Here is a 23929-nt window from a genome sequence, read left to right on the forward strand (position 1 = left end):
AAGCGCGCGCAGGCCGCTCGGGCGATCTCGGGTCAGCTCGCAGCGTCGTCGGCGTCGCGGCGCAGGAGCCCGTAGATCGCGGTGTCGGTGTACCGCCCGTTGTAATAGCAATTCTCGCGGAGCAGCCCGTCCCGCACGAAGCCGAGCCGCTCCAGAACGCGCATGCTGGCGCGGTTCTCGGGATCGATGTGCGCTTCGATGCGGTGGAGGCCCATCACGTCGAATCCGAAGGGGAGCATGGCGCGCAGCGCCTCGGTCATGATGCCCCGGTTCCAGAGCGCGGGCAGCAGCTCGTAGCCGATCTCCGCCCAGCGATGGGGTTTATGCCAGTGCCAGAATCCCGTGGTCCCGATGAGCTCCCCGCTCTCGTGGAGGGTGATGCCCCAGCGGATGGCTGTGGCGTCGCGGATCCCGGCGAGGACGAGAGCGATCCGCTGCTCCGCGTCGGCCAGCGACATGTCGGGCGCACGGCCGAAGTAGCGCGTCACCTCCGGGTCTGAGTGGATGCGGAGGATGGTCGCGGCGTCGGCGGGCTCGATCGCGCGGAGGCGTAGGCGCGGCGTCATCAGGACGGGGAACGGATCGAACGACACCATCGGGCGAGGGGATGGGCGGAGGTCCGGCGGACGTCAAGCGTCGGACACGGCGCTCGCGACCGCCGTCCGGGGCAGCGTTCGACTCGAGCGGTGCTCGCCTGGAGCGGCCTGCGATCCCGATCCTCGCCGTGCGTCCCTCGCTGTGCGTCGTGGGCGTCGCGCGCTGCGCGAGGGGCGAGCGCTGCGCGTGCTGGAGGCTGGAGGACGCGCGCCGTCCGAGCTGGCGCGCGCGAGGGGGCGGGCGACGCAGCGGGCTTGACGGCGCGGCGACCTCGTCCGAGATCCGCGGAGGAGGACACGGCGCATGGCTCCGCTCGAGGATCGGCAACCGGAGCAGCTCGCCGCGATCGACGAGGCGGAGAGCGCTGCCCGCGGCGGGCGCGGCGCGGGCTCTCACGCCCCGGGCCATCGCGTGCGCTTTGCCCTCGGGATCTCGGAGCTGCCCGGCGAGCGCGCGGTGGTCGTGCTTCACGAGGACACGATCCTGCGCTGGCGGCCCACGCCGAAGCGGCCGGACGGCGCGCTCTCGCGGCTCGGTGATGTGTCCACCGGTGCAGCGATCGCCGTCGAGCACGGCGGGATCTGGGAGGAGGGGATTGTGCTCGGCCGCGTGGTGCGCCCGGCGTGCGAGGGGGGCTTCCGGGTCGACGGCGACGTGGAGCGCTATCCATCCATCGCCGACGCCGAGAACGCGCACGGCCCGCTCGAGGCGGGCGAGCCGCAAGCGCCGCCCGCGAGGACCGGCGAGCCGGCGTTCGAGCTGGGCGAGCCTATCGGGCGCGACGCGCGCGGGATCGGGCGCAGGGCGAGGAGGTGACCGCCGTGCCGGCGCCCTGCGATCGCAGCCGCGCTGTGGCCGCAGGGCGTGCGCAGGCGTGGTGAGCGGCGACCGGAGGAGCGCTGAAGGGGAGCGTGAGCGTCCGGATCAGATCAGGCGATGCCGAGCGGCGGATCGACGGGGGCGGCTTCGGGCTTCACCGGGCTGGCGTCTGGCTTCTTCTGGGTCCGAGGGGACGTCGGTGTGGAGCGCGTCGCCGTGTACAGGTTGGGGAATCGGCCCTCGGGATCGTCGTAGTAGAAGAGGAAGCGGCCAACGCGGACGGCCTCGTCGTAGTGGCGGAAGAGCAGCTTGGCGGCGCGCGCCTGGTAGCCCTTCCAGAGCGTCTGCTCGGGCGTCGCCGTGGCGCCGAGGAGGCGGAGGAGCTGCGCCGCGAGGGCGGCGGCCTCCTGCTCGTCCTCGCCGCGGAAGTTCCGCTTGTCGTCCTGGATGGCCGCGCGGTGCTTCCGGTACATCTCGGCGGCGCCGGACAGGTCGTTGGCGAGATCGAGGTGGCCGCTGCCCGCGCGCAGGTGCGCGAGCTGCGCGGTGGCTTCAGCGTCGCCGTCGAGGTGATACTCGAGCGTCTTCAGCATGCGCGCGCGGGTCTCGTATGCCCGCTCGACGAGGGGGGCCGGGAGCGCTGCCCCGGAGTGGGTGGCCGAGGTCAGGAGGAACTTGTACCGGGCGAACCATGTCGCCCAGGCGACGCCCTCGAGCCCGCCGATCAGCGCGGCGTCGAGCGCGCCCGTCGCGGCGATGGCCGCGATGCGCTGGCGGAGCTGCGGCGCGGAGAGCGCCTCGGCCACGCCGATGGCCTGCACGGCGGCTGCCTGCAGATCGAGCCGCGGCACCTCGAGCCCTGCGAGCGGGATGGCGTCCAGGTCGGGCCGCAGGCGCTGGAAGGCCGCCTCCGCGGTGTGGAGCTGGGTGGATCCAACGGCGGGTGTCCCTGATTTGTTCGGGCTTTTGGGTTTGGGCATAAGCACAAGGAGTAAGTCGCACAGGGACGAGCGCCGCGTGTGAGCACAAAACGGGCGCGATTTGGGAGCAGCGTCGCGCGGTTGCGCGCAAGCGGCGCTGGTGCGCGGAGCCGTGAGAGACGAAGGCGATGAGGCGCGAGCGCTGGACCTCGGCGGAGGTGGTGGAGGACGTCGAGGGAAGTGCCCCGGGCTTCGGCGGAAGTGGTGGAGGACGTCGAGGGAAGTGCGCGGGGCTTCGGCGGAGGTGGTGGAGGACGTCGAGGGAAGTGCCCCGGGCTTCGGCGGAAGTGGTGGAGGACGTCGAGGGAAGTGCGCGGGGCTTCGGCGGAGGTGGTGGAGGACGTGGGGGGAAGCGGGGGGGCTTCGGCGGAGGTGGTGACGCTACGATCGGCGAGACGTGGCCGGCCACGGTCGGCGCTCGCGGACATGGACGATCACCAGCGGAAGCCGAACTCAGAGATCCATGCGGGCAGCCCAGCGCTTGTCGCCTGGAGTAGGGGCCCGTTCAGCGCACGGCTGTAGTCGAACCCGGCGAGCATGAACGCGTCGACGCGCGCTGCGCGATCCACAGGCCACCGAAGGCGCGCCGCGCACGAGAGCGTGAGCAGCTCGGCGCGGTCGTGATCGCTCCCTGCGGCGGCGCGTAGCGTTCCCGAGTCGATCCCGAGCCCGGCTCGGTAGGACACGACGACGTCGCGCAGACCGAAGCCATCGCGCTCCAGGTGCAGGGCGGCGCCGTAACGCCAGGCGTCGAGCCCGGCAAGCGCATGGCGAAGGAGCAGCTCCGCGCCGAGCTCTGTCTGGGCGCCGCCGCGGCTCTGCGAGCGGTAGCCCCCGAGCAGCCAAGACTGGCGGATCGTCGCGGTCGGAGCGCCGCTGCACGCGCCTTCCAGACAGACACCCACGCCGCCGCCCATCGCGCCATGCTTCAGCAGGAACCAGCCATCAGCTTGCTTGTCCTCAGCGCGCGCGACGCTCCCCGAGGTCGAGAAGGCGAGCGCAGCGGCGAACATGGCTGCAGGTCTCACGGGCCCGACCCGACCCGGATGGCGGCTGGAGAGATGAGGCCCTTGCACTCGGTCTCGTTGCCGAGATTCTGGATCGTGATGCTGACCGCGCGGCGGGACAGATCCTCGACTGGCGAGAGCGTCGCGCCGATCGCCTCGACGACGCACGACTTGTTCCAATCGATTGTCCCCGATGTCTGGCAGAGGTCTGGGGCCGCTTCATCCATGATCTCGGCGGCACCGTAAGCCCGCAGAATCGATAGAATCGCATTGGCGGCCTCTCCTCTCCAGATCTTACGCTCATCCGCGTTCGTCGGGGTCGACGTGGAGCCAAACCTCTGATTGCTATAGCCTTCCACTACTTGGAGCATCCATTTCGGAGGCAGCGTTGCCGCGTTGGGCTTGTTCGTCAGAAGGGGTTCGAAGTGGAGATGGGTGGCCTTGAGTGCCCTTTGAAATACTTCTTTCATGGCATTATAGCTGTGCATCTTGGTTTCAGGGGCGGACGAGGAGTCCTCGCCGCTTTTGGCCATGTGAATGCTGCAAATCCCAGTGCCAGTTTCTTTGCACCACCACTGGGTTCCATTGTCTTTGCTATTGCATTCAAGAAAATTGGAAAAATCGCTGGCGGGCACATTCAATGAATGGGTCGGGAGAATTGCCGGCCGGCACGCGAGTGTTACGGCGTTGGTCGAGGGTGCTGGATACCCTAGGGACGCTGCGATCGTCTTGAGGATCCAGGGCCCTGCATCGTCCTTCCATCGATCGGACGCTGCGCCGCTCACGCGAATGCGCCGTCGCTTTGGTAGAAGGCCACGCGCGTCGAGCTCTCTCAATCGTCCGGCGATCATCTCGAGGCGCATACGATGAGAATTTGATATTTCTGGGCTGGCTCCCAAGTAGAGCGGTTTTGGCACCGGGAACTCTTCTGACCGATACTGATCGTCCGGCGGCAAGATGAGCGCATCGTATCCCGCGACCGTGCAGTCGAGATGTCCGTTGGCGTTGCTCCGCGCGTCGTCGCGCACTGCCGCGCAGAGCGCGTCCGCCTGCGCGCGCAGGTCGATTTTACGGTTGATGCCGCACATCTCCCACGCGACCTGCCGGATCGCCTCGGCAACCCCCGCGTTGCCATCCGGTGCGACCGGAGGGCGCCCGCCGTCGGCCGGGGGCCTGCTGCACTCGGCCGGCTGCGAGAAGACGCGGTGGGCGACCGCCGGGTCTCCGGCGCGGCCCTGCTCGCCGCACACCGGCACGTAGACATCCGGCCTGTACGCGAACGAGAGCTGCATCAGCGCGCTCTGCACCGTGAGGAAGCGATCCATGGGTCGCGCCTGCAGCTGGCTCAGCAGGGTGTGCTCCCGCTGCTCGACGAGGAGCAGGCTCGCGGTGAGACCTCGCGGAATATCGAGGAGGCGCGGCATGTCCTGCTCCGTGAACGGTCGGAGCGTCGACTTGCGGACGAGCGCGCCATCTGCCGCCTGGATGCGGGCATCCCACACAGCCCACGCGATGGCGGGCTCGGCCTGCTTCGACTGGGTGGGCGTTGACTTCGGGGTGGCGCACTCCTCGGATCGCGGCGCCTCGATCTGCTTTGCCAGCTTCGCGTGAAGCTCGTCAGCGCAAGGCAGCGATGTGCTGGCGCGGATCATGCCCTCGTAGATGCGCGCGAGCAGCGGCGAGCTAGGAAAGTCAGAGGGTTTCCCGAGCGCGGAACGGCAGACGCGATTTGCGAGCGAACCAGGTCGGAGACCGAGCTCGATCAGGACGTCGGCGATCTCCCCGCCTGCCGCGCAGACGGCGGAGTCGACGGCCTCTGCCTCGAGTGCAAGGTCGACGACCGCTGCCGCGGCGCCGTAGGAGCGCTCATCCAGCGTCGCGATGGACGCGTCGATTTTCTTGATGAGGTTCGTGAGCCAGAGCAGGCTCACGTCCAGCAGAAGATCCCCCTCGGCTGCGAGAAAGAGCCGCGCCAACTCTTCCGTATGCGCAGCGTCATTGGCCGCACCGTTGCGAATTGCTTCGAGGCGCCGGAGGGCATACTCCGCGTCACGAAACATGCCGCCGAGCGCCAGCATCTCGCGCAGCGCAAACTTGCCGAGCTGCGTCACCTCCGCAAGGTGCTCAGCGGTCGACGGATCCCGCGACGTGGCATCGATCACGGCGTCGAGACGCTGCGTTTCCTCTAGGATAGTGACAATGCCTCGACGCATATTCTCGATGGTGGCAGGAAACTTCGCCGACTGCGTTGCCTGGTTGACGATGTCCTTGACCTCGGATTGCGCGCATCCTGTCTGAGTCGGCCCGCGGAATGCCTTCTCGGCACAATCGTTGAGCTTGCAGAGAACGTTGCTATTCGAGGCATTGTTCAAGAATTCGTCGAGCAGGGTTGCCGCGTCGCTCCAGGTGGCCTGGGGCGTGTTGCTGGAGTTGGTTGCCAAGAGTTGTTTAAGATTTTTTGCTGCGGTGACAATTTCTCCCGCGGGCATTGCGGCGCGCTGCTTGCGGGGGACCGTGGGGGGCTGTGCCAGCGTGACGCCAAGCTCGGCGATTCTGTCGAGATGATCTGTAATCTGCGTGAAGGGATCGACGCGCGAGCCGGCTGCGCCGCCGACGAGCGTCGCGCGAATGCGTTCGACGGCCTGGGGATCGTCGCCGAAAAAGCTGTATGCATGCCCGGTGCCCGACGGCGCGCTCTCGATGCCCTGGCAGAGTGTGAACAGGCGCTTCGCCCGGGTGACTTGATCGCGAATCTGCCACCGCAGGTTTCCGATGCCCGGAATGCATCCGAACCCGATGAGCATGACAAGGATCATGCCTGTCTGCGCAGCGATCGAGCTGCCGGTACGCATGGGCATTATGGTAGTACGAATATGTGGTCCAGGTCACGATATTTGTCCGTGGGCGATTGCGCGCCGCGTGTCGCGGACCGCGTTCCATCACCGAAGAGGCGGCTTCACCCTCGCTGCAGGGCCGGTTCGTCGTGAAGTCGACGGCGCAGCGGGCCGCGGCGCGCGTGGAGCGCCTGTCGCTGCGGCTCTCGTGCGGCTGGGGCGACGTAGGCGGGCCGCCGAGGTGGACAGATCCGATATCTCCGGAGGAGGAGGCTCCACGGGGGAGTGAAGAAAACGGAGGAGGGCAGGACTCGCGAAAAGGCGAGCGCAGACGTTCGGGCGAAGAGATGCCGCGCGGCCGGAACATCGGGGCGGCGCTCGAGCCCGCGGTGGCAGCCTCGTCCTCTGCTACCTTCCGGCCATGGATCGTCACCGATCGCTCCGCATGACCCTCCTCCTCGCCGCTGGCGCCGCCGGCTGCTCCAACGCGAAGAGCCCCGACGTCGCGGTCGTCACGCTCGGCGAGCCGCAGGCCACGCCCCGCGACGCCGGCGTCCCGGAAGAGCCGGGCCAGTCGGCGCCCCGGCCGCCGCCGCGCGGCGTGGGCTGGGTGACGGAGCGGGACGGCACCGTGCACCGCGCCACGCGGGTCCGGTGCGACGCGACCATCGACCAGCGCGCGTGCAGCGGCACGGAGCGGACGTTCCAGTGCAGGACGGACGCCGATTGCAACGAGGGGCCCCGCGGAAAGTGCGTGAGCTCGTTCGGACAGATAGGTCCGTATTGCGGCTGCGAGTACTCCTGCGAGAGCGACGCGGAGTGCGGCGCGTCCGAGGCCTGCGTGTGCAAGGGGACTGGCGCCCTCCGAGAGCAGCACTCGGTCTGCGCAAAGGCCCTCTGCTCGGTCGACGCCGATTGCCCGGGCAGCACCTGCGGCCTGTCGGCGTACTTCAATGGCTGCTGGGAGCAGGTCACGCTCGCCTGCCGCACGAAGGATGATGCCTGCCGGAGCGACGCGGACTGCCGATCCGAGGAGAACCGCGGCGCCGCCTGCGTCGTCACCGACCCGGAGGCCGAGAGCGTGCGCTGGGAGTGCGCCGGGATCTCCTGCGCCATCGGCCGCCCGCTCGTCGTCGACGGCCAGCCGCGCGCCGCGCAGGGCGCCGCGCGCGACGACTGGCGCGCGCCCGCCGAGCTCGACGTCGCGTCGCTCTCGCCCGAGGTGCGTGAGCTCGCCGCGGCGCACTACGCCGCGATGGCCGCGCTCGAGCACGCGTCCATCGCGAGCTTCGCCCGCTTCTCCCTCCAGCTCCTCGCGCTCGGCGCGCCGTCCGCCCTCGTCGGCGAGGCGCACCGCGCCGCGCTCGACGAGATGGAGCACGCGCGCCTCGCCTACGGCGTCGCCTCCCGCCTCGCCGGCCGGGCGATCGGCCCCGGGCCGCTGCTCGAGGCGGCCACGGCGCCGCTCGGCGCCAGCGTCGCCGAGGTGGTGGAGGCGCTCGTCGAGGAGGGCTGCGTTGGCGAGGCGCTGGGCGCGGCGGAGGGCCGTGAGCTCTCGCAGCGCGCGGGGGATCCGGCGCTCGCGGCCACGCTCGCGCGCATCGCCGCCGACGAGGAGCGGCACGCGGCGCTCTCGTGGAAGGCGCTCTCGTGGATGCTCGCGACCTTCGGCGAGCCGGCGCGCTCCGCGGCGGAGCGGGCGTTCTCCCGCGCCGCCGCCCGCTACGCCGCCGACCCGGCCCCCGGGCCCGCCGTGCACGAGGCGCTCGGCCTGCTCCCGGCGCGCGCGCTCGGGGCGCTGCGCCGCGAGGTGATCGCCGAGGTCATCGCGCCATGCCGCGCGGCCTTACCGGGGCTGTCGCGCGACATCGTTGCTGCGCAACCGTCGAGTCCGCCACAGGCATCCTCCTGACCGCAAGCGGACTGATGAGGCAGATTCGCCCACTCCTGTAGCAACTTGCCACAGAGGGGGAGAGGAGCAGTCGCGCGGATTCGGGAGAAAAGGGTGCACCCGTGCGTGCACCGGATCTTGCACGGGGGCCGGCACTCGAATCCACGTGAGGAGGTCTTTACCCATGGTCGCATCGCGCAACGCTCTCGTCCTGACGATCGGTCTCGCTGTCGGCGCCGGCTGCTCCAACCCGCCCCCGCCGAGCAGCCCGAGCACGAACGAAGCACCGCCGCAGCCGGCCCCGACCGCCGCCCCGCCGCCGCCGGAGGCGGCGCCTCCCGCGATGCCGCCGGCTCCCCAGCCCGGCACCGAGCCGCAGGCGGGGGCGACCACGACGCCGAGCGCGCCCGCCGAGGTGCCGCTGACCGACGAGCAGATCCTCGCCGTCCTCGACGCCGCGAACAAGAAGGAGATCGACGAGGCCCAGCTCGCGCAGACGAAGGCCAAGAGCAAGGACGTGAAGGCCTATGCCAAGGTCATCACCCAGCACCACACCGAGGCCAAGGCGAAGCAGGCCAAGCTGGCCAAGAAGCTCGGTATCACGGCCGCGGACTCGGACAAGAGCAAGCAGCTCACCGGCGAGACCGAGCAGGCGATCGAGCAGCTGAAGGCGCTGCAAGGGGCCGATTTCGATCAGCAGTTCGTGGCCACCATGATCAAGGATCACCAGAACACGCTCGACTTCCTCGACAGGAAGGCGCTGCCGAACGCGAAGAGCGCCGATCTGAAGGCGCTGGTCGAGAAGGACCTCCGGCCGACGATCGAGAAGCATCTGAAGGACGCGGAGGCGCTCTCGCAGAAGCTCGATACGGCGGGCGCGGGCGCGACAGGGACCCAGGGCGGCGCGCAGCCGCCGGGCGCTGGCACGAAGCCCGGCACGAAGGAGGCCGCGCCCCCGCCGAAGTAGTCGGCCGGAGGCGAGGACGGGAGAGTGAGACGAGAGCGGGGCGCGTCGTCAACGCCGATGCGTCCCGTTCAGCCGAGCGAGACCCAGACCGATTTGAGCTGTGTGAGCTCGTCGAGCACCGCGCGGCCGTTCTCCCGCCCGAAGCCGGACTGCTTGTATCCGCCATACGGGCTCGCCGCGTCGAAGCGGTTGTAGGTGTTGATCCAGACCGTGCCCGCCGAGAGGCGCGCGGCCAGCGCGTGCGCCTTGCCGACGTCGCGCGTCCAGATGCCCGCCGCGAGGCCGAACTCGGTCGCGTTCGCGACGCGCGCGGCCTCCTCCACGTCGTCGAAGGGGAGGACCGCCAGCACGGGGCCGAAGATCTCCTCGCGGGCGAGGCTCATCGACGGGGCGACCGCCGAGAACACCGTCGGCTCGACGAAGAACCCCGGGCCCTCGCGGCGCCCGCCGGTCTCGCGGCGCGCCCCCTCGGCCGCGCCACGATCGATGTAGCCGAGCACCTTGGTGAAGTGCGCCTCCGAGACGAGGGGGCCCATCTGCGTCGACGGATCGAGCGGATCGCCAGCGACCAGCCGGCGCGCGCCGTTCGTGACCACCTCCAGCACGCGGTCGTGCACCGCCCGCTCCACGAGGAGCCGGCTCCCCGCCGTGCAGAGCTCGCCCTGGTTGTAGAAGATGGCCGTCACCGCCGCCTTCGCGGCGCTCTCCACGTCCGCGTCCGCGAAGACGATGTTGGGGCTCTTGCCGCCCAGCTCCAGCGACAGCTTCTTCAGCGTGCCCGCCGCCGCGCGCATGATCGTCCTGCCCGTCTCCGTGCCGCCCGTGAACGAGATCTTCGCGACGCCCGGGTGCTCGACGAGCGCAGCCCCCGCCTCCTCGCCGTGCCCCGTGACGACGTTGACGACCCCCGGCGGCACCCCCGCCTCCGCGAGGATGCGCGCCAGCTCCAGCGTCGTGAGGCTCGCCTCCTCCGGCGGCTTGACGACCACCACATTGCCCACCGCGAGCGCGGGCGCCACCTTCCGCGCCGCGAGCAGGAGCGGGAAGTTCCAGGGGATGATCGCGCCGATGACGCCGAGCGGCTCGCGCACGGTGTAGTTCAGGAACGGACCCCGGACCGGGATCGTCTCGCCGCCGAGCTTCGTCGCCCACCCGGAGAAGTAGAAGAACGTGTCCGCCGTGCGCGGCACGTCGATCGTCCGCGCGGCCGTGATCGGCTTGCCCGTGTCGAGCGCCTCGAGCCGCGCCAGCTCCTCGCAGCGCGCGAGGATCAGCTCCCCCGCCTTCCACAGGATGCGCGCGCGCTCGTTGGGATCCATCGCCGCCCAGCGCGGAAACGCCGCGCGCGCGGACGCCACGGCCGCGTCCACGTCCTCGCGGCGGCCGCGGGCGAGCCGCGCGAGCGCCCCGCCCGTCGCGGGGTTCGCGGTCTCGAACGTCTCGCCGGAGAGCGCCTCCCTCTCGGCGTTGTCGATCCAAAGCCTCTTCACCGTCTCGCGCGTGTCACCCATGCCCCCGTCGTAAACCCGCGCACCAGGGGGCGGCAAGCGGCGATGACACCCGCCCCGGTGTGCGGGATACTCGCGCTGCCTATGGATTTCTCCGATCGCCCCACGCTCCCGTCCGTCCCTCCGCGAAGAGTCGTTACCGAGCTGCCCGGGCCGAAGGCGCGGGCCTGGATGGCGCGCGGCGGCTTCGACATGCAGTCGAGGTACCGCGCTGTCGTGATGGACGACGTGGCGAGCCGCGGGTGCTCGCTCGTCGACGTGGACGGCAACGTGTTCCTGGACCTGTTCGCGAACTTCGCGCTCGGGGCGCTCGGCTACAACCACCCCGCGCTGGTCGAGGCGGCGCACCGCGAGGGCTTCATCCGCGCCGTCGCGAACCCGACGTCGACGCCGTTCGTGACGACGCCGGCCTGGTTCGAGTTCGTGGAGGCGCTCGAGCAGCGGTTCGCGCCGCGCGGCATGGCGCGCGTCTTCTGCGTGGACGCGGGGGGCGAGGGCGTCGAGTCCGCTATCAAGGCGGCGTTCATCCGGCACGGCGAGCGCCGGCGGGAGGCCGCCGGGCTGCCGAGGAACCCGCTCGAGCTGCCGGAGGATCTGCAGAAGAGCATCCTCGACAACGCGGGCACCGACGCGGTGGTCGTGTCGTTCGCCGGGGCGTTCCACGGCCGGGGCCTCGGGCCGATGTCCGCCACGCACTCGAAGGTGATCCACAAGGCCGACCTGCCCGCGTTCCCCTGGCCGACGGCGCCCTTCCCCGCGAGCCGCTTCCCGCTGGCGCGCTTCGCCGACGAGAACGACCGCGCCGAGGCGGAGGCCCTCGCCGCGCTCGAGCGGATCCTCGACGCGCACGACGGCCGGGTGGCCGCCGTGATCGTCGAGCCCGTGCAGTCCGAGGGGGGCGACCGGCACGCGAGCCCGGCCTTCTTCCGGCGCGCGCAGGAGCTCGCCGGGAAGGCGGGGGCGGCGCTCATCCTGGACGAGGTGCAGACCGGCATGGGGATCACCGGCACGCTGTGGGCGCACGAGCAGCTCGATCTGCCGCGCCCGCCCGATCTCATGTGCTTCGGGAAGAAGATGCAGATGGGCGGGTTCTTCGCGACGTCGGCGTACGACGTCGCGCAGTTCGGGCGCATGTACCAGACGCGCAACGGCGACCGCGCGCGGTCCGCGATCGCGCTGGCGACGCTCCGCGCGATCGAGTCCGAGGACCTGCTCGGCAACGTGCGCGCCACGGGCCGCCATTTCCTCTCGCGGCTCGAGGAGCTCTGCGAGCGCTACCCCGCGCTCGCGAGCGAGCCGCGCGGCCGCGGCTTCCTGCTCGCGTTCGACCTGCCGACGACCGCGGCGCGCGACGATTTCCTGGCGCGCGCGCTCCGCCGCGGGGTGTTCGCGAGCTACACGGGGACGCGCTCGGTGCGGCTGCGGCCGCACCTCATCACGACGGTCTCGGACGTCGACGAGGCGATCGGCGTCTTCGACGCGGTGCTGCGCGAGATGGCCGGATGATCGTCGATCCGCGCGACGTCTGCCCGGGGGAGGGGCCGGAGAAGGTCGCGCGGGCGCTCGCGCAGTTCTCCGTGGACGAGGCGCAGGACGGCGCGGCGTTCGACGAGGGCTACCGGGCGCTCGACGCGGTCTTCGGGCCGAAGGGCGAGCTCGAGCGCCGCGAGGTGCTCTGGGCGTGGCTCACCGGGGCGCACACGGACGCGGGGGCGCCGATCTCCGCGACGTACCACCTGCTGCTCGCGCGTGACGCGGAGGGGCACCTCGCCGGCGTGCGCGATTGCTACGTCACGCTCGACCGCGCGGCGCGGCGCTGCGTGGCGCTCCTGTCGCACGCGCTCGTCCTGCCGGCCTTCCGCCGCACCGGGCTCGCCGCCCTGCTGCGCGCGGCGCCCGTCGCGCTCGCGCGCCGCGCGATCGGCGACGCAGGGCTCGCAGGGGGCCAGGGGGGCGGCGGCGACGGCGCAGACGTGATGCTCGCCGCCGAGATGGAGGCCGTCGACCCGGACGACCGCGACACGGTGGTGCGGCTCATCGCGTACGGGCGCGCGGGGTTCTCGATCGTCCCGCCAGACGTGCTCCCGTACGCGCAGCCCGACTTCCGCGACATCGCGGCGCTCGGCGTCACGCCGGTGCCGCTGCCGCTGCTCGCGGTGGTGCGCCAGGTCGGCGAGGAAGAGCGCGACGAGATCCCGCGCGCCCGGGCCGAGTCGTTTCTGCGCCATTACCAGGCTGTCCACGCGCGCGAGGTGAGCCAGAGCGAGCTCGCGCCGATCCGCGAGAACGCGCTCGCGCGCCTGGCGGCGTTCCCGGGCGAGCGCGTGCCGCTGATCCGGATCCCGCGGGGGCCGGCGGAGGTCGCGGGGTTCGCGCCGGTGCTCCGGAGCGCGGTGATGCCGCTGTTCCCGCCGGCGTGGCGCGGCAAGGCGCCGCTCGACGTACCCGAGCGGGAGCTCGAGCGGCTCTGCGCGGCGTGGCGAGATTGAAGGGGCGGCTGGGGCAACAACGGCGCTCGACGCCAGGAACCTCTGGCTGCATCAAGGTATCTGAAAGCTGCTCTCGTCGTACCGCAGCGCCGCCGAGAGCCCTTCAGCAGGAAGCTGCGGGTAAGCTTCCTGGATTTGCTCACGTGTCGCGCCGCTCGCCAGCAGATCGAGGATGAGTTCGACGCTGATGCGGGTGCCCTTGATGCAGGGCTTACCCCCGAGCAGGCCCGGGCGCGCGACGATCCAATCTTCCATCCGGCTCTCCTCCTGTCATCGTCCCGTCGGCTGGAGGATAGCAGCACGATCGCCGCCTCATCGGCCCGCGCTGGCAGACCATCGAACACATCCTCCCGAGCGACCTGGTCTGCTGGGCGCAGCAGGCTAGGATGACGGAGTCCGGAACCACCCCGCCATGCCGTCCAGCACAGCCCACGTCTCGATACGCACGATCACGGGCGAGATTGCCTCGGACGCCGAAGATCTGCTCGCCGTCGAAGCGCCGCTCGAGATCGTCGTCGTCGCGCGCCCCCGCGGGGCGCTCCCCCTGGCGTCGGGAGCCCGCGCCCCGCGACGCCTCGGCATCACGATGCGCACGCCTGGCAACGATCGCGAGCTCGCGATCGGGCTCCTGTTCGCCGAGGGGATCATCTCCCGCGCTGCCGACGTGGTCGACATCGACGAGCGCTCCGGCCCTTCGGGCGATCTCGTGCGCGTCACGCTGTCCGAGGATGTGACCGTCGATCTCGGGCGCAGCGAGCGCGCGCTCGCGGTCGCGAACGCGAGCTGCGGCGTCTGTGGCAAGGCGTCGATTGACGTCGCGTCGTGCGCGCCGCCCGCGCCGCTCGCGCGGAGCGTCCCGCGGATCGCGCCGCACGTCGTGCACGGGCTCGCCGCGCGGCTCCGCGGCGCGCAGCCGGTGTTCGGGCGGACCGGGGGGCTGCACGCGGCGGCCCTCTTCGACGCGAGCGGCGCGCTCGCCGACCTCCGCGAGGACGTCGGGCGCCACAACGCCGTCGACAAGCTGATCGGCGCCGCGCTGCTCGCGGGGCGGCTGCCCGACCCAGGCGCGGTGCTCATGGTCAGCGGGCGCGCCGGATTCGAGCTCGTGCAGAAGGCGCTCCGGGCCTCGATCCCGGTGATGGTCGCGGTGGGCGCGCCATCGAGCCTGGCCGCCGAGCTCGCGGCGGCGCACGGGATGACGCTCGTCGGCTTCGCGCGCGACGGGCGATTCAATGTGTACGCGGGCCGGGAGCGCATCGCGGTCCCGGCGGAGACCGCGTCGTGACGGCGCTGGAGCTCGGGCGAATCCCTGTGGCGTGATTCTGCGGAAGAAAGCGCAAGCGCGAGCGGCGCCCGTCAGCGCGGGCGGCACAGCGCGAGTCTCGACGGAATCCTCTCAGAGCTCGCGAGGGAATCGGGACCAAGGCGCAGGCGTCGGATACACGCCGTGCCCGCTGGTCTCGTCGAGCTGGACCTTGATATGGTGGAAAGCCCCGTCGAAGCCTGGAAGATGGACCTCGTCGTTCTCCCACGCGAGCTGCCGCAAGCGGGACGCGCTGAGCTCATCCGCGCCGGGCGTTTGCGGTGAGGTCCCCCCGAGCGTGGGCTTGCCGAGGGTGGGGTTGGGCGAGCTCTCCTCAGAGAGTTCGTCAAACCGGTAGGCTGTGCCGAGATGGACCTCGTCGATTGAGAGTCCCAGGACGCCAGCGAGCGCGAGCAGCTTGTACAGCGTCCACCGCATCTGCTGGAGGATGTCTTCCCATTTCCCCTGGGTGACCTTCCGCTTGCACTCGATGATGTGCGCCTCGATCCGGCCATCGGGCCCGATGACGAGGAACGCCCCGTCGGCGTTCTTATCCCCTAGCAGGAACAGGAAGCGACCGGTCTCCTCGAATCTCCACTGGATGCAGAGGTGTCCTTCCGGGATGATACACGCCACCTCGGCGTAGCCGTCCTTCTTGGTTTCCTTGACCGTCGCCTGGGAGGGAGGACGGAGCACCTCATAGAAAGGTCCCCCGTCTCCCAGCACCGGCGCGATGATCGCGGCGAGACGCTCTTCAAGGCTGCCTGCGTGCCGTGCCATGATCTACTCGTTCAGGAGACCGTCGAGGTACGCGACATCCTGGCTGAGCTTGACGATCGCCTGGTTGAACGTGGGCATTACCAGGCCGGCCTCGGTGCGCTTCATCGCCACTGCGGTGGAGCGCTTGCCGGTCGGATCGAGCCTGAGCTCGCATCCAGAGACGTCATCGAGATCGAGGTAATCCTGCGGGTCGTATCCGAGCTTCTGCTGGGCCTCGGCACGCTTGTCGGGCGGGAGGCTGCCCAGCTTGATGAGGTTGTTGATCTCCTGGCAGAAGTTCTCGCTGTGGGTCGTGACCCAGACGAAGAGCCCTTTATGTACCAGTCGCCCTATGACCTGAGCGATGCGGCGCTGGAGCTGGGGGTGGAGGTGGGCTTCGGGTTCCTCCAGGACTAGCGCGGGGAAGGACGACAGGTGACGAAGGACGAGGATTAGAGGGGCGAGCTCTGTGACGAGCGCGGACGAGAGCTGCATCGGCAGCGGCGCCGTCGTCCCCGCCGGGTGATAGCGGTACTCGTTGACGGCCCCGGCGTCCGCGACGAGCTCGACATTGCCCGTCAAGGACTGCTCCAGGAACGCGGCTTCCTCTGCATAGCGCTGGGACTGCTCGCGCTTGAGCCCGAACGCCAGCATGTCGATGAAATGGAAGGCCGGGGTGGTGAGATCCAGAGAAAAATCGCGCTTCTCCGCTGTTCTACGGAAGGTCTCGTGCATGCTCCGGCGAGCCGCGGCCTTATAAAGATGCATGAAGCCCGTGCGGGATGCAGGAAGATACAAAGGGGCAGACTTATCGAAGAGCTCGAGGCCGGGCATGACGGCCGACAGGCGCTCGAACACAGCGGCGCGCATCACGATCTCCCTCACCGTCATCCGGAGATAGTCGATCGATGACGAAGGGATCGTGACATAGACGCCTCGTTCATCAGACCAAAACGCCTCTACCACGGATTGGCCGTCCGGCTCCCTTCGCCAGCGGAGCCGCAAGCGCCGCTCGGCGCAGGTGCGCCGGAACGACACGGCGCCGAGGGTGACAGCGTCGTTGTTGAAGAGACTCCGCGACAGTCGGGATCGATTGGCGGTGAGCAGCGCATCGAACAACCTGTCGAACAAGCCGAGCTCCTCGATCGTCAGCTCGTGCTCGAACGGCGCCTTCCCCTCGTCGATACGCTGCGCGATCCAGGCGTTCGCTGCCTCCAACTCGGGGCAGGCCTGCGACATCAGCTCGCCAGGGAGCGCCACAAGCCCCCAGAGCAGCGATACCAGGTAGCTCTTGCCGCTGTTGTTCGGCCCGGCGAACAGGGTCAGCGGTCGCACCTCCACCTCGGCCCGCTCGATCTTCCCGAACGCCTCCACGGAGAGCTTCCATCGCGGCTTCATGGCCCGTGTATGTCAGCGCTGCCGTTCGGCATCAACCGTGGCCGTCCCGCACGCTGGCAGGACGTCGAGCCAGCCTCGCGGGCCTCGCGGGGCCTGCTCTATCGGAGGAGGCGCGGTACCATCGAGCGCGGGACGACCCCGCCATGCTGTCCACCACGACCCACGTCTCGATCCGGAAGATCACAGAAGAGCGCGCCGCGGACGTCGAGGCGCGCCGCTCGCTCGAGGCGCCGCGCGCCCCCGTTGCGGTCCCGGCGGAGGCCGCGTCGTGACCGCGCGCGACGTGCAGGCGGAGCCGCCTCCGGAGCCCGAGGCGCCCAGCATCGGCGAGCGCAGCGCGGCGGCCGGCGGGCTCCCGGCGGTCGGCGCGACGCTCCGGCACGCGGTCGGCGAGATGGGGGTCGCGCGCGCCGTGCGCACGCTCCTCCGCGTGAACCAGGGCGAGGGCTTCGACTGCCCCGGCTGCGCGTGGCCCGAGCCCGAGGAGAAGCGCTCGATCGCGGAGTTCTGCGAGAACGGCGCCAAGGCGGTCGCCGAGGAGGCGACGCTCCGCCGGGTCACGCCCGAGTTCTTCCGGGAGCACAGCGTCGAGGCGCTCTCGCGGCAGTCCGACCACTGGCTCGGCAAGCAGGGGCGGCTCGTCCACCCGATGCTGCTCGACGAGGGCGCGTCGCATTACCGCCCGGTGTCGTGGGACGAGGCGCTCGACGTCGTCGCCTCGTCGCTGCGCGCGCTCGGCTCGCCGGACGAGGCCGTCTTCTACACGTCGGGGCGCACGAGCAACGAGGCGGCGTTCCTCTACCAGCTGTTCGTGCGCGAGCTCGGGACGAACAACCTGCCCGACTGCTCGAACATGTGCCACGAGTCGAGCGGCGTGGGCCTGCGCGAGGCCATCGGCGTGGGCAAAGGGACCGTATCCCTCCACGATTTCGAGCTGGCCGACGCGATCTTCGTCGTCGGGCAGAACCCGGGGACGAACCACCCGCGCATGCTCTCGGCGCTGCGCGAGGCGCGGCTGCGCGGGTGCGAGATCGTGACGGTGAACCCGCTCCCCGAGGCCGGCAACGAGCGCTTCCAGCACCCGCAGCACCCGCTCGATCTCGTCGGCTCCGGCGTGCCGCTCTCGACGCTCTTCCTCCAGGTGCGCATCAACGGCGACGTCGCGCTCTTCACCGGGATCATCAAGGAGATGCTCGAGGAGGAGGAGCAGAGGCCGGGCGCCGTGCTCGATCGCGCGTTCATCGCGAGCCACACCCACGGCTTCGAGGCGTTCGCGGGCGCCGTGCGCGGCGCGTCCTGGGACGACATCGTCGCGCAGAGCGGCGTCCCGCGCGACCGGATCCGGGCGGCGGCCGAGATCGCGATGCGGTCCGAGCGCACGATCGCGTGCTGGGCCATGGGCCTCACGCAGCACCAGAACGCCGTGGCCAACGTGCAGCAGGTGATGAGCTTCCTGCTCCTCCGCGGCAACGTCGGGCGGCCCGGCGCGGGCGCGTGCCCGGTGCGCGGGCACAGCAACGTGCAGGGCGACCGGACGATGGGCATCTGGGAGCGCCCTCCCGCGGAGCTCCTCGATCGGATCGAGCAGAATTTCGGCTTCTCGCCGCCGCGCCGCCACGGGCTCGACACCGTCGCCGCGATCGCGGCGATGGCCGAGGGGCGCGCCCGCGTCTTCTTCGCGCTCGGCGGCAACTTCCTCTCGGCCACGCCGGACACGGCCCTGACCGCCCGCGCCCTCGCGCGGTGCGACCTCACCGCGCACGTCTCGACCAAGCTGAACCGGGCGCACCTCGTGACGGGCAGGCGCGCGCTCATCCTGCCTTGCCTCGGCCGCACCGAGCGCGACGCGCAGGCTGGAGGCCCGCAGTTCGTGACCGTCGAGAACTCGATGGGCGTCGTCTCGAGCTCGCGCGGCAGCCTCCCGCCGGCCTCGGAGCTGCTGCGGAGCGAGGTGGCCATCGTGGCGGGCCTCGCCCGCGCGGCGCTGGGCGCGCGCTCGCGCGTGCCCTGGGAGGAGCTCACCGCCGATTACGACAGGATCCGCGATCTCATCGAGCGCACGATCGATGGGTTCGACGACTTCAACGCGCGCGTCCGGGACCCGCGCGGCTTCGCCCTGCCGAACGCGGCGGCGCGGCGCGAGTTCCGCACGGCGACGGGCAAGGCGAACTTCGTGATCCACCCGCTCCCGCGGCACGATCTCGAGCCGGGCGAGCTCCTGATGATGACGATCCGCAGCCACGACCAGTACAACACGACCATCTACGGCCTCGACGACCGCTACCGCGGCGTCCGGGGCGGGCGCCGCGTCGTGTTCATGAACGCCGAGGACGCGGCCGAGCGCGGGCTCGCCCAGGGGGACCTCGTCGACGTCACGAGCCGCTTCTCCGACGGGGAGCGCGTCGCGCGCGCGTTCCGCGTCGTGCTGTACACGATCCCCCGCGGCAACGTCGCGGCCTACTTCCCCGAGGCGAACGTGCTCGTGCCGCTCGGCAGCATCGCCGAGAAGAGCCACACGCCCGCGTCGAAATCGATCGTGGTGCGCATCGAGCCGGCCGCCGCGGCCGACGGATCTGCGTGACGCTCCGCCGCTGCCGTTGCATTGGAGTCCGACCATGAACGCCCAGACCCACTCCCCTCCGCCCATCCCCGGCGAGCCCGAGCGCGCCTCGATGCGCACCGCCATCCCGGGGCCTGCGTCCGAGGCGCTCCGCGCCCGCCACCATCGCTACCAGGACGCGCGCCCGATCCACTTCTATCAGGACGCGCGCAAGAGCCTGGGCAACTACATGGTCGACGTGGACGGCAACGTGCTGCTCGACGTGTACGGGCACATCGCCGCCGTGCCCATCGGCTACAACCACCCGGACCTGCTCGCCGCGTGGCGCGACGGCCGCTTCGACTGGTGCGCGGGCTACCGCTCCGCGCTCGGCGTCGCGCCCGCGCCCGAGTGGGTCGACCTCGTCGAGAAGACGCTGATGCGCGTCGCGCCGAAGGGGCACACGCGCGTCTTCACGTTCACGACCGGCGCGGAGGCGGTCGAGAACGCGCTCAAGGCCGCGTTCATCCGGCTCGCGCGGCGCCGGCGCGGCGGCGCGCAGCCGAGCGACGGCGATCTCGCCGCGGCCATGCTCAACCGGCAGCCCGGCGTGAACGCCTTCAAGGTGCTCTCCTTCGAGGGCGGCTTCCACGGCCGCAGCATGGGCGCCCTCTCGGCGACGCGGAGCAAGCCGATCCACAAGCTCGACATCCCCGCGTTCGACTGGCCCGTCGCGCCGTTCCCGGCGAGCCATTTCCCCCTCGCCGCGCACGCCGAGCAGAACCGCGCCGCCGAGGCCCGCTCGCTCGAGGCGGTCGAGGCGGCGCTCGACGCGCACCCGGACGAGGTCGCCGCGGTCATCGTCGAGCCGATCCAGGGCGAGGGCGGCGACCGCCACGCGAGCCCGGCCTTCTTCCAGGCGCTCCGCCGCCTCACCGCGGAGCGCGGCGTCGCGCTCATCATCGACGAGGTGCAGACCTGCGGCGGCGGGACCGGCGCGCTCTGGGCGCACGAGGCGTGGGACCTGCCCGAGCCGCCGGACATGGTCACGTTCTCCAAGAAGATGCAGCTCGGCGGCTTCTACTGCCGCGAGGAGCTCGCGCCGATCGAGCCGCTGCGCGTCTTCAACACCTGGCTCGGCGACCCGCTCCGCGGCGCGCAGCTCGAGGTGATCCTCGAGGTCATCGAGCGCGACCGGCTCCTCGAGAACACGCGGGCGACCGGCGAGCGCCTGGTCGCCGGCCTCGAGGACCTCTGCCGGCGCTACCCCGCGGTGCTCTCGGGCGCCCGGGGCAGCGGCACCTTCGCCGCGGTCGACTTCCCCCACGCCGCCCGCCGCGACGCGGCGCTCACCGCGCTCCGCAACCGCGGCCTCGAGGTGGGCGGCTCGGGCGATCGCACGCTCCGCTTCCGGCCGGCGCTGATCTTCGCCTCGCGCCACGTCGGCGAGGCGCTCGATCACCTCGAGTCGGTCTGCAAGTGACCTCTGACGCCGCCGCCTCGCCCCCGATCCGGGTGTTCCACACGCCGCGCTACTTCGCGGACATCGGCGAGCACGTCATGCCGATGCGCAAGTTCGCCCTCGTGCGCGAGGCGATCGAGCGGAGCGGCCTGCCCGCGCGCATCGAGGAGCCCGAGGCGGCCTGTGACGAGGACCTCCTGCGCGTCCACGCGCCCGCGTACGTCCAGGCGATCGCGACCGGCGAGCCCCGGGCGCTGGCCGAGTCGCAGAAGTTCCCGTGGTCGCCGGCGCTGGCCGGGGCGGTGCGCTTCACGAACGGCGGCTGCGTCGCCGCCGCCGCCGCGGCCCTCGAGGACGGCGTCGCGGGCAACCTCGCGAGCGGCTTCCACCACGCGCACGAGGGCCACGGCGAGGGCTTCTGCACCTTCAACGGCCTCGTCGTCGCGCTGGAGCGCGCGCGCGCCGAGGGGCGCATCCGCCGCGGCCTGGTGGTCGACATGGACCTCCACTACGGCAACGGCACCGCCTCGCTGCTCGCGTCGCGCCCCTGGGCGTTCCAGCTCTCCATCTACGGCAGCTGGTACAAGCAGAACCGGGCGTACCGGGACGTCGAGGGCGAGCGCGCCCCGGACACGGAGAACTGCTGGTCCGTCCCGGTCCCGGGCGGGAGCGGCGGCGCCGCCTACCTCGAGATCCTGGAGCGGCACCTCGGCCCCGCGATCGACCGCGCCGCGCCCGACCTGATCCTGTACCAGGCCGGCGCGGACCCGTTCCGCGAGGACCCGTACTCGCCGCTCGACCTGACGCACGACGATCTCTACGCGCGCGACGCGATCGTGTTCCGGGCCGCGCTCGAGCGAGGCGTCCCGATCGCGTGGGTGCTCGCGGGTGGGTACACGCCCGACGTGAGCCGGGTGGTCGAGGTGCACCTCCGCACCTTCATCGCCGCGTCGCGGGCGAGGGGAGCGGCGGCGCGCCCGGGGTGACCTCGGCCGACCTGCGCCCTGCCAGGCAGGATAACATCGCGCGATGGCCGACCTGAACGACCCCGCCCGCCTGGCCGAGCTGCGCGGCGCCGTGCTGCGCGCCGAGGCGGACGCCATCCTCGACGCCTGCGTCGCGCGGGCCGCCAAGCTGGCCCGGTCGCCGATCGCCTTGGTCAGCCTGCTCGTGCGCCATGTCCAGCTCCTGCGCGCGCAATACGGGCTCCCCCTCGAGCTCGCCGTGAGCTGCGCGACGTCGAGGAGCAACTCCTTCTGCCAGCTCGTCGTGCTCGACGAGGCGCCGCTCATCGTCGACGACGCGCTGCGCGACGAGCGCGTCCCGAAGGACCTCGTCGAGAGCTACGGCATCCGCGCGTACGCGGGCGTGCCGGTGCGCGCGCAAGGGCACGTGCTCGGAGCGCTCTGCGTGCTCGACGTCGTCCCGCGCCGCTTCGACCAGCGCATCGTCGGCGCCCTCGAGCAGCTCGCCATCGACGTCTCCGGCCGGCTCTCCGCGCTCACGCTGGGCGACGCCCCGCTGGCCAGCGCCGACGTGCAGGAGCGCCTCGTCCGCGTCGAGCAGGCCACGCGCGCGCTGGAGCGCGCGCTCCTCGCCCTCTCGCCCGTCATCGCCGCGGCGCAGGCGGCGACGGCGGGGCCGCGGGTCGGCGCGTCGCGCGGGATCGACGCCTCGCGCGCGACGCACGTCACGCCGGCCAGCCTGCGCGCGGCCGTGTCGTGCTGGCGCGACATGGGCCCCGTCGCGGACGAGCTCTGCGAGGAGGCCGCGGCCATCGCGGGCGCCTCGCCCTGCGAGGCGGCGTCCGGGCTCGCCACGGAGGCCCGGGCGCTCGCGCGGAACCTCGCCGAGATCGGCCCGCTCGTCCGGCTCGCCGAGGGCGTGCTCGACGGGACGCTGGGAGAAGCCGCTGCGGCCAAGGGGCGGGCGCTCGTGCTTCGCGGCGCGCTCGACGCCCACGAGGCGGCCTCCGCCGCGGTGCAAAAGCTCCGCGCGGGCGCCCTGCGCGCGCGGGCCGCGACGGCCGGCCCCGGGAGCGGCGCCGCCGCTCCGCCCGGGGCGGCGTGATCAGCGCGGCGCCGTGGTGATCACCGCGGCGGCAGGGTCGACGCCGGCGCCGGCACCTCGCGGGTGATCTCGCCCGGGTCGGCGCCGTCCGGGATCGGCTCCGTGCCCGGAGAGAGCGGCGTGCCCTCCCAGGTCGCGGTCTTGTCCCGGCTCCCGTAGACGAACGGCGGACGGGTCTCCAGCTCCCGGGCGATGCGGGCGAGCTCCTCGTCGAGGTGGCGCGGGTTCGCGAGCAGCTTCTCGCGGATGCCGCTGTTCAGGTAGCCGCGGACGTCGGGGCTGTCCGGGTAGTACTTCGTGAACACGTTGTGCCGGAAGAGCGGCTTCAACCGGTGCAGGTCCCTGGGCCCGGTCGGCAGCGGCAAGAGCTCGACGAAGCTCTTCCGCTTCGCCCGCTCCTCCAGCCGGTCGAGGACGAGCTGGAGGCTGTTCTCGAGCAGGTGCGGCGCGCAGTGATCCGCGAAGTCGTCGTACAGGAGCCGCATGAGCGCCCTCGCCTCGTCGATCGGCAGCTGCGCCTGCCGCTCGCGGCCCATGCGCCGCACGAGGACCATGAAGGGAGACGGCTGGTTGCCGGTCGCGCGGATCACGTCGGGATCGCGGAAGTCGGGCTGTCGGTAGGGGAAGTGGCGCGGGTTGATCGCGTCGAACCCGCCGCGGCCGTAGAACAGGATGCGCTGCCACGACAGGCGCTCTTCCGGCGTGAAGTACTCGACCTCGGCCGCGAGATCGACGTTCATCCCGAAGTACTTGCCCGGGGCCGAGGGCGCGGGGAGCGTGATCTTCCCCATCGCGTGGAGGTCGGTGAGGTACTGCATGGCGAGCTCGACCGGCGAGATGCGCAGCCAGTACGACAGCACCGTCCCGCGCGCCTCGGGGAGCATGAAGATATGAGCGAGGTAGATGACGCAGAGGTCCGGCGCGTACGCTGGATTGATGAGCACGGTGCCGTCGCGTACGCCGCGCACCTTTCCGTCCGCGTCTCGCGCCACGAGCAGGAAGTAGCGCATGTACGTGCCCGACGGCTCGGGCGTGAACGGGTCGTCGCGGAGGAACGCCTCGATCGCCTCCTTGCGCTCCATCTCTCCATGAGGACCGAAGCAGTCCCAGAGGATCTGATACGCCGCGTCGAAGTCCGGGTCGGAAGGATCCTCGATGGACCAGATCTGGTATTTGCGGGTTTCGCGCTCGATCATCTCCACCACGTCCTGGTGGAAGAGATCCTTCATGCAGAGCCGGACACGTCGCTTCAAGCAGGGCTCCCGGGGTTCATGGTGCCAGAGGCGCATTCCTCTGATAGGTGATC

The 23929-nt window shown here is 71.1% G+C and carries 20 protein-coding genes; 11 read left to right on the forward strand and 9 right to left on the reverse strand.

Annotation, left to right across the window (positions count from 1 at the left end):
* Positions 1 to 32: 32 nt before the first annotated feature.
* Positions 33 to 596, reverse strand: a complete 564-nt coding sequence (locus tag WMF29_RS48050; protein ID WP_437326726.1) for a GNAT family N-acetyltransferase — start codon at positions 594 to 596, stop codon at positions 33 to 35.
* A 304-nt stretch (positions 597 to 900) separates the two neighbouring features.
* Between WMF29_RS48050 and WMF29_RS48055 the strand changes: the two genes are divergently transcribed.
* On the forward strand, positions 901 to 1413 hold the full coding sequence (locus WMF29_RS48055) for a hypothetical protein (protein ID WP_437326727.1): 513 nt from the start codon (positions 901 to 903) through the stop codon (positions 1411 to 1413).
* Positions 1414 to 1526: 113 nt separating this feature from the next.
* Here WMF29_RS48055 and WMF29_RS48060 read toward each other — a convergent pair whose 3' ends face one another.
* The 3 genes from WMF29_RS48060 to WMF29_RS48070 form a co-directional block, all read right to left on the reverse strand.
* On the reverse strand, positions 1527 to 2396 hold the full coding sequence (locus tag WMF29_RS48060; RefSeq protein WP_437326728.1) for a hypothetical protein: 870 nt from the start codon (positions 2394 to 2396) through the stop codon (positions 1527 to 1529).
* 434 nt (positions 2397 to 2830) lie between these two features.
* Entirely contained in the window at positions 2831 to 3409 is a 579-nt protein-coding gene (locus tag WMF29_RS48065; protein ID WP_437326729.1) for a hypothetical protein, read from the reverse strand.
* Between the two features lie 11 nt (positions 3410 to 3420).
* Positions 3421 to 6255 carry a hypothetical protein gene (locus WMF29_RS48070; protein WP_437326730.1) on the reverse strand — a complete coding sequence of 945 codons (2835 nt, stop codon included), beginning with the start codon at positions 6253 to 6255 and terminating at the stop codon, positions 3421 to 3423.
* A 403-nt stretch (positions 6256 to 6658) separates the two neighbouring features.
* Here WMF29_RS48070 and WMF29_RS48075 point away from each other — a divergent pair, with 403 nt between their 5' ends.
* Complete coding sequence (locus WMF29_RS48075; RefSeq protein WP_437326731.1) at positions 6659 to 8149, forward strand: ferritin-like domain-containing protein; 1491 nt, start codon at positions 6659 to 6661, stop codon at positions 8147 to 8149.
* A 163-nt stretch (positions 8150 to 8312) separates the two neighbouring features.
* Entirely contained in the window at positions 8313 to 9095 is a 783-nt protein-coding gene (locus tag WMF29_RS48080) for a DUF4142 domain-containing protein (RefSeq protein WP_437326732.1), read from the forward strand.
* Between the two features lie 68 nt (positions 9096 to 9163).
* Here WMF29_RS48080 and WMF29_RS48085 read toward each other — a convergent pair whose 3' ends face one another.
* Positions 9164 to 10606: an aldehyde dehydrogenase family protein gene (locus tag WMF29_RS48085; RefSeq protein WP_437326733.1), complete on the reverse strand. Its 1443-nt coding sequence runs from the start codon at positions 10604 to 10606 to the stop codon at positions 9164 to 9166.
* A 168-nt stretch (positions 10607 to 10774) separates the two neighbouring features.
* Between WMF29_RS48085 and WMF29_RS48090 the strand changes: the two genes are divergently transcribed.
* Both WMF29_RS48090 and WMF29_RS48095 read left to right on the forward strand, forming a co-directional pair.
* Entirely contained in the window at positions 10775 to 12109 is a 1335-nt protein-coding gene (locus WMF29_RS48090; RefSeq protein ID WP_437326734.1) for an aminotransferase class III-fold pyridoxal phosphate-dependent enzyme, read from the forward strand.
* Positions 12106 to 13092, forward strand: a complete 987-nt coding sequence (locus WMF29_RS48095) for a hypothetical protein (RefSeq protein ID WP_437326735.1) — start codon at positions 12106 to 12108, stop codon at positions 13090 to 13092. The genes WMF29_RS48090 and WMF29_RS48095 overlap by 4 nt, the downstream gene beginning before the upstream one ends.
* Positions 13093 to 13143: 51 nt before the next feature.
* Here WMF29_RS48095 and WMF29_RS48100 read toward each other — a convergent pair whose 3' ends face one another.
* A complete protein-coding gene (locus tag WMF29_RS48100; RefSeq protein WP_437326736.1) occupies positions 13144 to 13347 on the reverse strand; it encodes a DUF433 domain-containing protein in 204 nt (67 codons plus the stop codon).
* A gap of 157 nt (positions 13348 to 13504) precedes the next feature.
* Here WMF29_RS48100 and fdhD point away from each other — a divergent pair, with 157 nt between their 5' ends.
* Positions 13505 to 14377 carry a formate dehydrogenase accessory sulfurtransferase FdhD gene (fdhD, locus tag WMF29_RS48105; RefSeq protein ID WP_437326737.1) on the forward strand — a complete coding sequence of 291 codons (873 nt, stop codon included), beginning with the start codon at positions 13505 to 13507 and terminating at the stop codon, positions 14375 to 14377.
* Between the two features lie 111 nt (positions 14378 to 14488).
* On the opposite strand, the gene WMF29_RS48110 is transcribed toward fdhD, so the two are convergent.
* Positions 14489 to 15175: a hypothetical protein gene (locus tag WMF29_RS48110; protein WP_437326738.1), complete on the reverse strand. Its 687-nt coding sequence runs from the start codon at positions 15173 to 15175 to the stop codon at positions 14489 to 14491.
* A 3-nt stretch (positions 15176 to 15178) separates the two neighbouring features.
* Complete coding sequence (locus WMF29_RS48115) at positions 15179 to 16552, reverse strand: AAA family ATPase (protein ID WP_437326739.1); 1374 nt, start codon at positions 16550 to 16552, stop codon at positions 15179 to 15181.
* A gap of 143 nt (positions 16553 to 16695) precedes the next feature.
* Here WMF29_RS48115 and WMF29_RS48120 point away from each other — a divergent pair, with 143 nt between their 5' ends.
* The 5 genes from WMF29_RS48120 to WMF29_RS48140 are packed head-to-tail and all read left to right on the forward strand — an operon-like array spanning position 16696 to position 22623.
* Positions 16696 to 16824, forward strand: coding sequence for a hypothetical protein (locus WMF29_RS48120; RefSeq protein WP_437326740.1), 129 nt, complete (start codon positions 16696 to 16698; stop codon positions 16822 to 16824).
* The gene (locus WMF29_RS48125) at positions 16821 to 19133 is read left to right on the forward strand and encodes an FdhF/YdeP family oxidoreductase (protein ID WP_437326741.1); all 2313 of its coding nucleotides are present in this window, start codon (positions 16821 to 16823) and stop codon (positions 19131 to 19133) included. The genes WMF29_RS48120 and WMF29_RS48125 overlap by 4 nt, the downstream gene beginning before the upstream one ends.
* A gap of 34 nt (positions 19134 to 19167) precedes the next feature.
* Positions 19168 to 20574 carry an aminotransferase class III-fold pyridoxal phosphate-dependent enzyme gene (locus WMF29_RS48130; protein ID WP_437326742.1) on the forward strand — a complete coding sequence of 469 codons (1407 nt, stop codon included), beginning with the start codon at positions 19168 to 19170 and terminating at the stop codon, positions 20572 to 20574.
* Positions 20571 to 21539, forward strand: a complete 969-nt coding sequence (locus WMF29_RS48135) for a histone deacetylase family protein (RefSeq protein ID WP_437326743.1) — start codon at positions 20571 to 20573, stop codon at positions 21537 to 21539. Before WMF29_RS48130 ends, WMF29_RS48135 begins: the two co-directional genes overlap by 4 nt.
* 43 nt (positions 21540 to 21582) lie before the next feature.
* Positions 21583 to 22623, forward strand: coding sequence for a GAF domain-containing protein (locus WMF29_RS48140; protein ID WP_437326744.1), 1041 nt, complete (start codon positions 21583 to 21585; stop codon positions 22621 to 22623).
* Between the two features lie 20 nt (positions 22624 to 22643).
* On the opposite strand, the gene WMF29_RS48145 is transcribed toward WMF29_RS48140, so the two are convergent.
* Entirely contained in the window at positions 22644 to 23876 is a 1233-nt protein-coding gene (locus WMF29_RS48145) for a hypothetical protein (protein ID WP_437326745.1), read from the reverse strand.
* Positions 23877 to 23929 lie beyond the last annotated feature (53 nt).

Origin of the sequence: Sorangium sp. So ce381 (assembly GCF_051473845.1) — a bacterium.
In the GTDB taxonomy this organism is placed as follows: Bacteria; Myxococcota_A; Polyangia; order Polyangiales; family Polyangiaceae; genus Sorangium; species Sorangium atrum.

Bases quoted from the DNA above. Each gene is read 5' to 3' on its own strand.
- WMF29_RS48050 (WP_437326726.1), bottom strand. From the start codon at position 596: ATGGTGTCGTTCGATCCGTTCCCCGTCCTGATGACGCCGCGCCTACGC.
- WMF29_RS48055 (WP_437326727.1), top strand. From the start codon at position 901: ATGGCTCCGCTCGAGGATCGGCAACCGGAGCAGCTCGCCGCGATCGAC.
- WMF29_RS48060 (WP_437326728.1), bottom strand. From the start codon at position 2,396: ATGCCCAAACCCAAAAGCCCGAACAAATCAGGGACACCCGCCGTTGGA.
- WMF29_RS48065 (WP_437326729.1), bottom strand. From the start codon at position 3,409: ATGTTCGCCGCTGCGCTCGCCTTCTCGACCTCGGGGAGCGTCGCGCGC.
- WMF29_RS48070 (WP_437326730.1), bottom strand. From the start codon at position 6,255: ATGCGTACCGGCAGCTCGATCGCTGCGCAGACAGGCATGATCCTTGTC.
- WMF29_RS48075 (WP_437326731.1), top strand. From the start codon at position 6,659: ATGGATCGTCACCGATCGCTCCGCATGACCCTCCTCCTCGCCGCTGGC.
- WMF29_RS48080 (WP_437326732.1), top strand. From the start codon at position 8,313: ATGGTCGCATCGCGCAACGCTCTCGTCCTGACGATCGGTCTCGCTGTC.
- WMF29_RS48085 (WP_437326733.1), bottom strand. From the start codon at position 10,606: ATGGGTGACACGCGCGAGACGGTGAAGAGGCTTTGGATCGACAACGCC.
- WMF29_RS48090 (WP_437326734.1), top strand. From the start codon at position 10,775: ATGGCGCGCGGCGGCTTCGACATGCAGTCGAGGTACCGCGCTGTCGTG.
- WMF29_RS48095 (WP_437326735.1), top strand. From the start codon at position 12,106: ATGATCGTCGATCCGCGCGACGTCTGCCCGGGGGAGGGGCCGGAGAAG.
- WMF29_RS48100 (WP_437326736.1), bottom strand. From the start codon at position 13,347: ATGGAAGATTGGATCGTCGCGCGCCCGGGCCTGCTCGGGGGTAAGCCC.
- fdhD (WP_437326737.1), top strand. From the start codon at position 13,505: ATGCCGTCCAGCACAGCCCACGTCTCGATACGCACGATCACGGGCGAG.
- WMF29_RS48110 (WP_437326738.1), bottom strand. From the start codon at position 15,175: ATGGCACGGCACGCAGGCAGCCTTGAAGAGCGTCTCGCCGCGATCATC.
- WMF29_RS48115 (WP_437326739.1), bottom strand. From the start codon at position 16,552: ATGAAGCCGCGATGGAAGCTCTCCGTGGAGGCGTTCGGGAAGATCGAG.
- WMF29_RS48120 (WP_437326740.1), top strand. From the start codon at position 16,696: ATGCTGTCCACCACGACCCACGTCTCGATCCGGAAGATCACAGAAGAG.
- WMF29_RS48130 (WP_437326742.1), top strand. From the start codon at position 19,168: ATGAACGCCCAGACCCACTCCCCTCCGCCCATCCCCGGCGAGCCCGAG.
- WMF29_RS48140 (WP_437326744.1), top strand. From the start codon at position 21,583: ATGGCCGACCTGAACGACCCCGCCCGCCTGGCCGAGCTGCGCGGCGCC.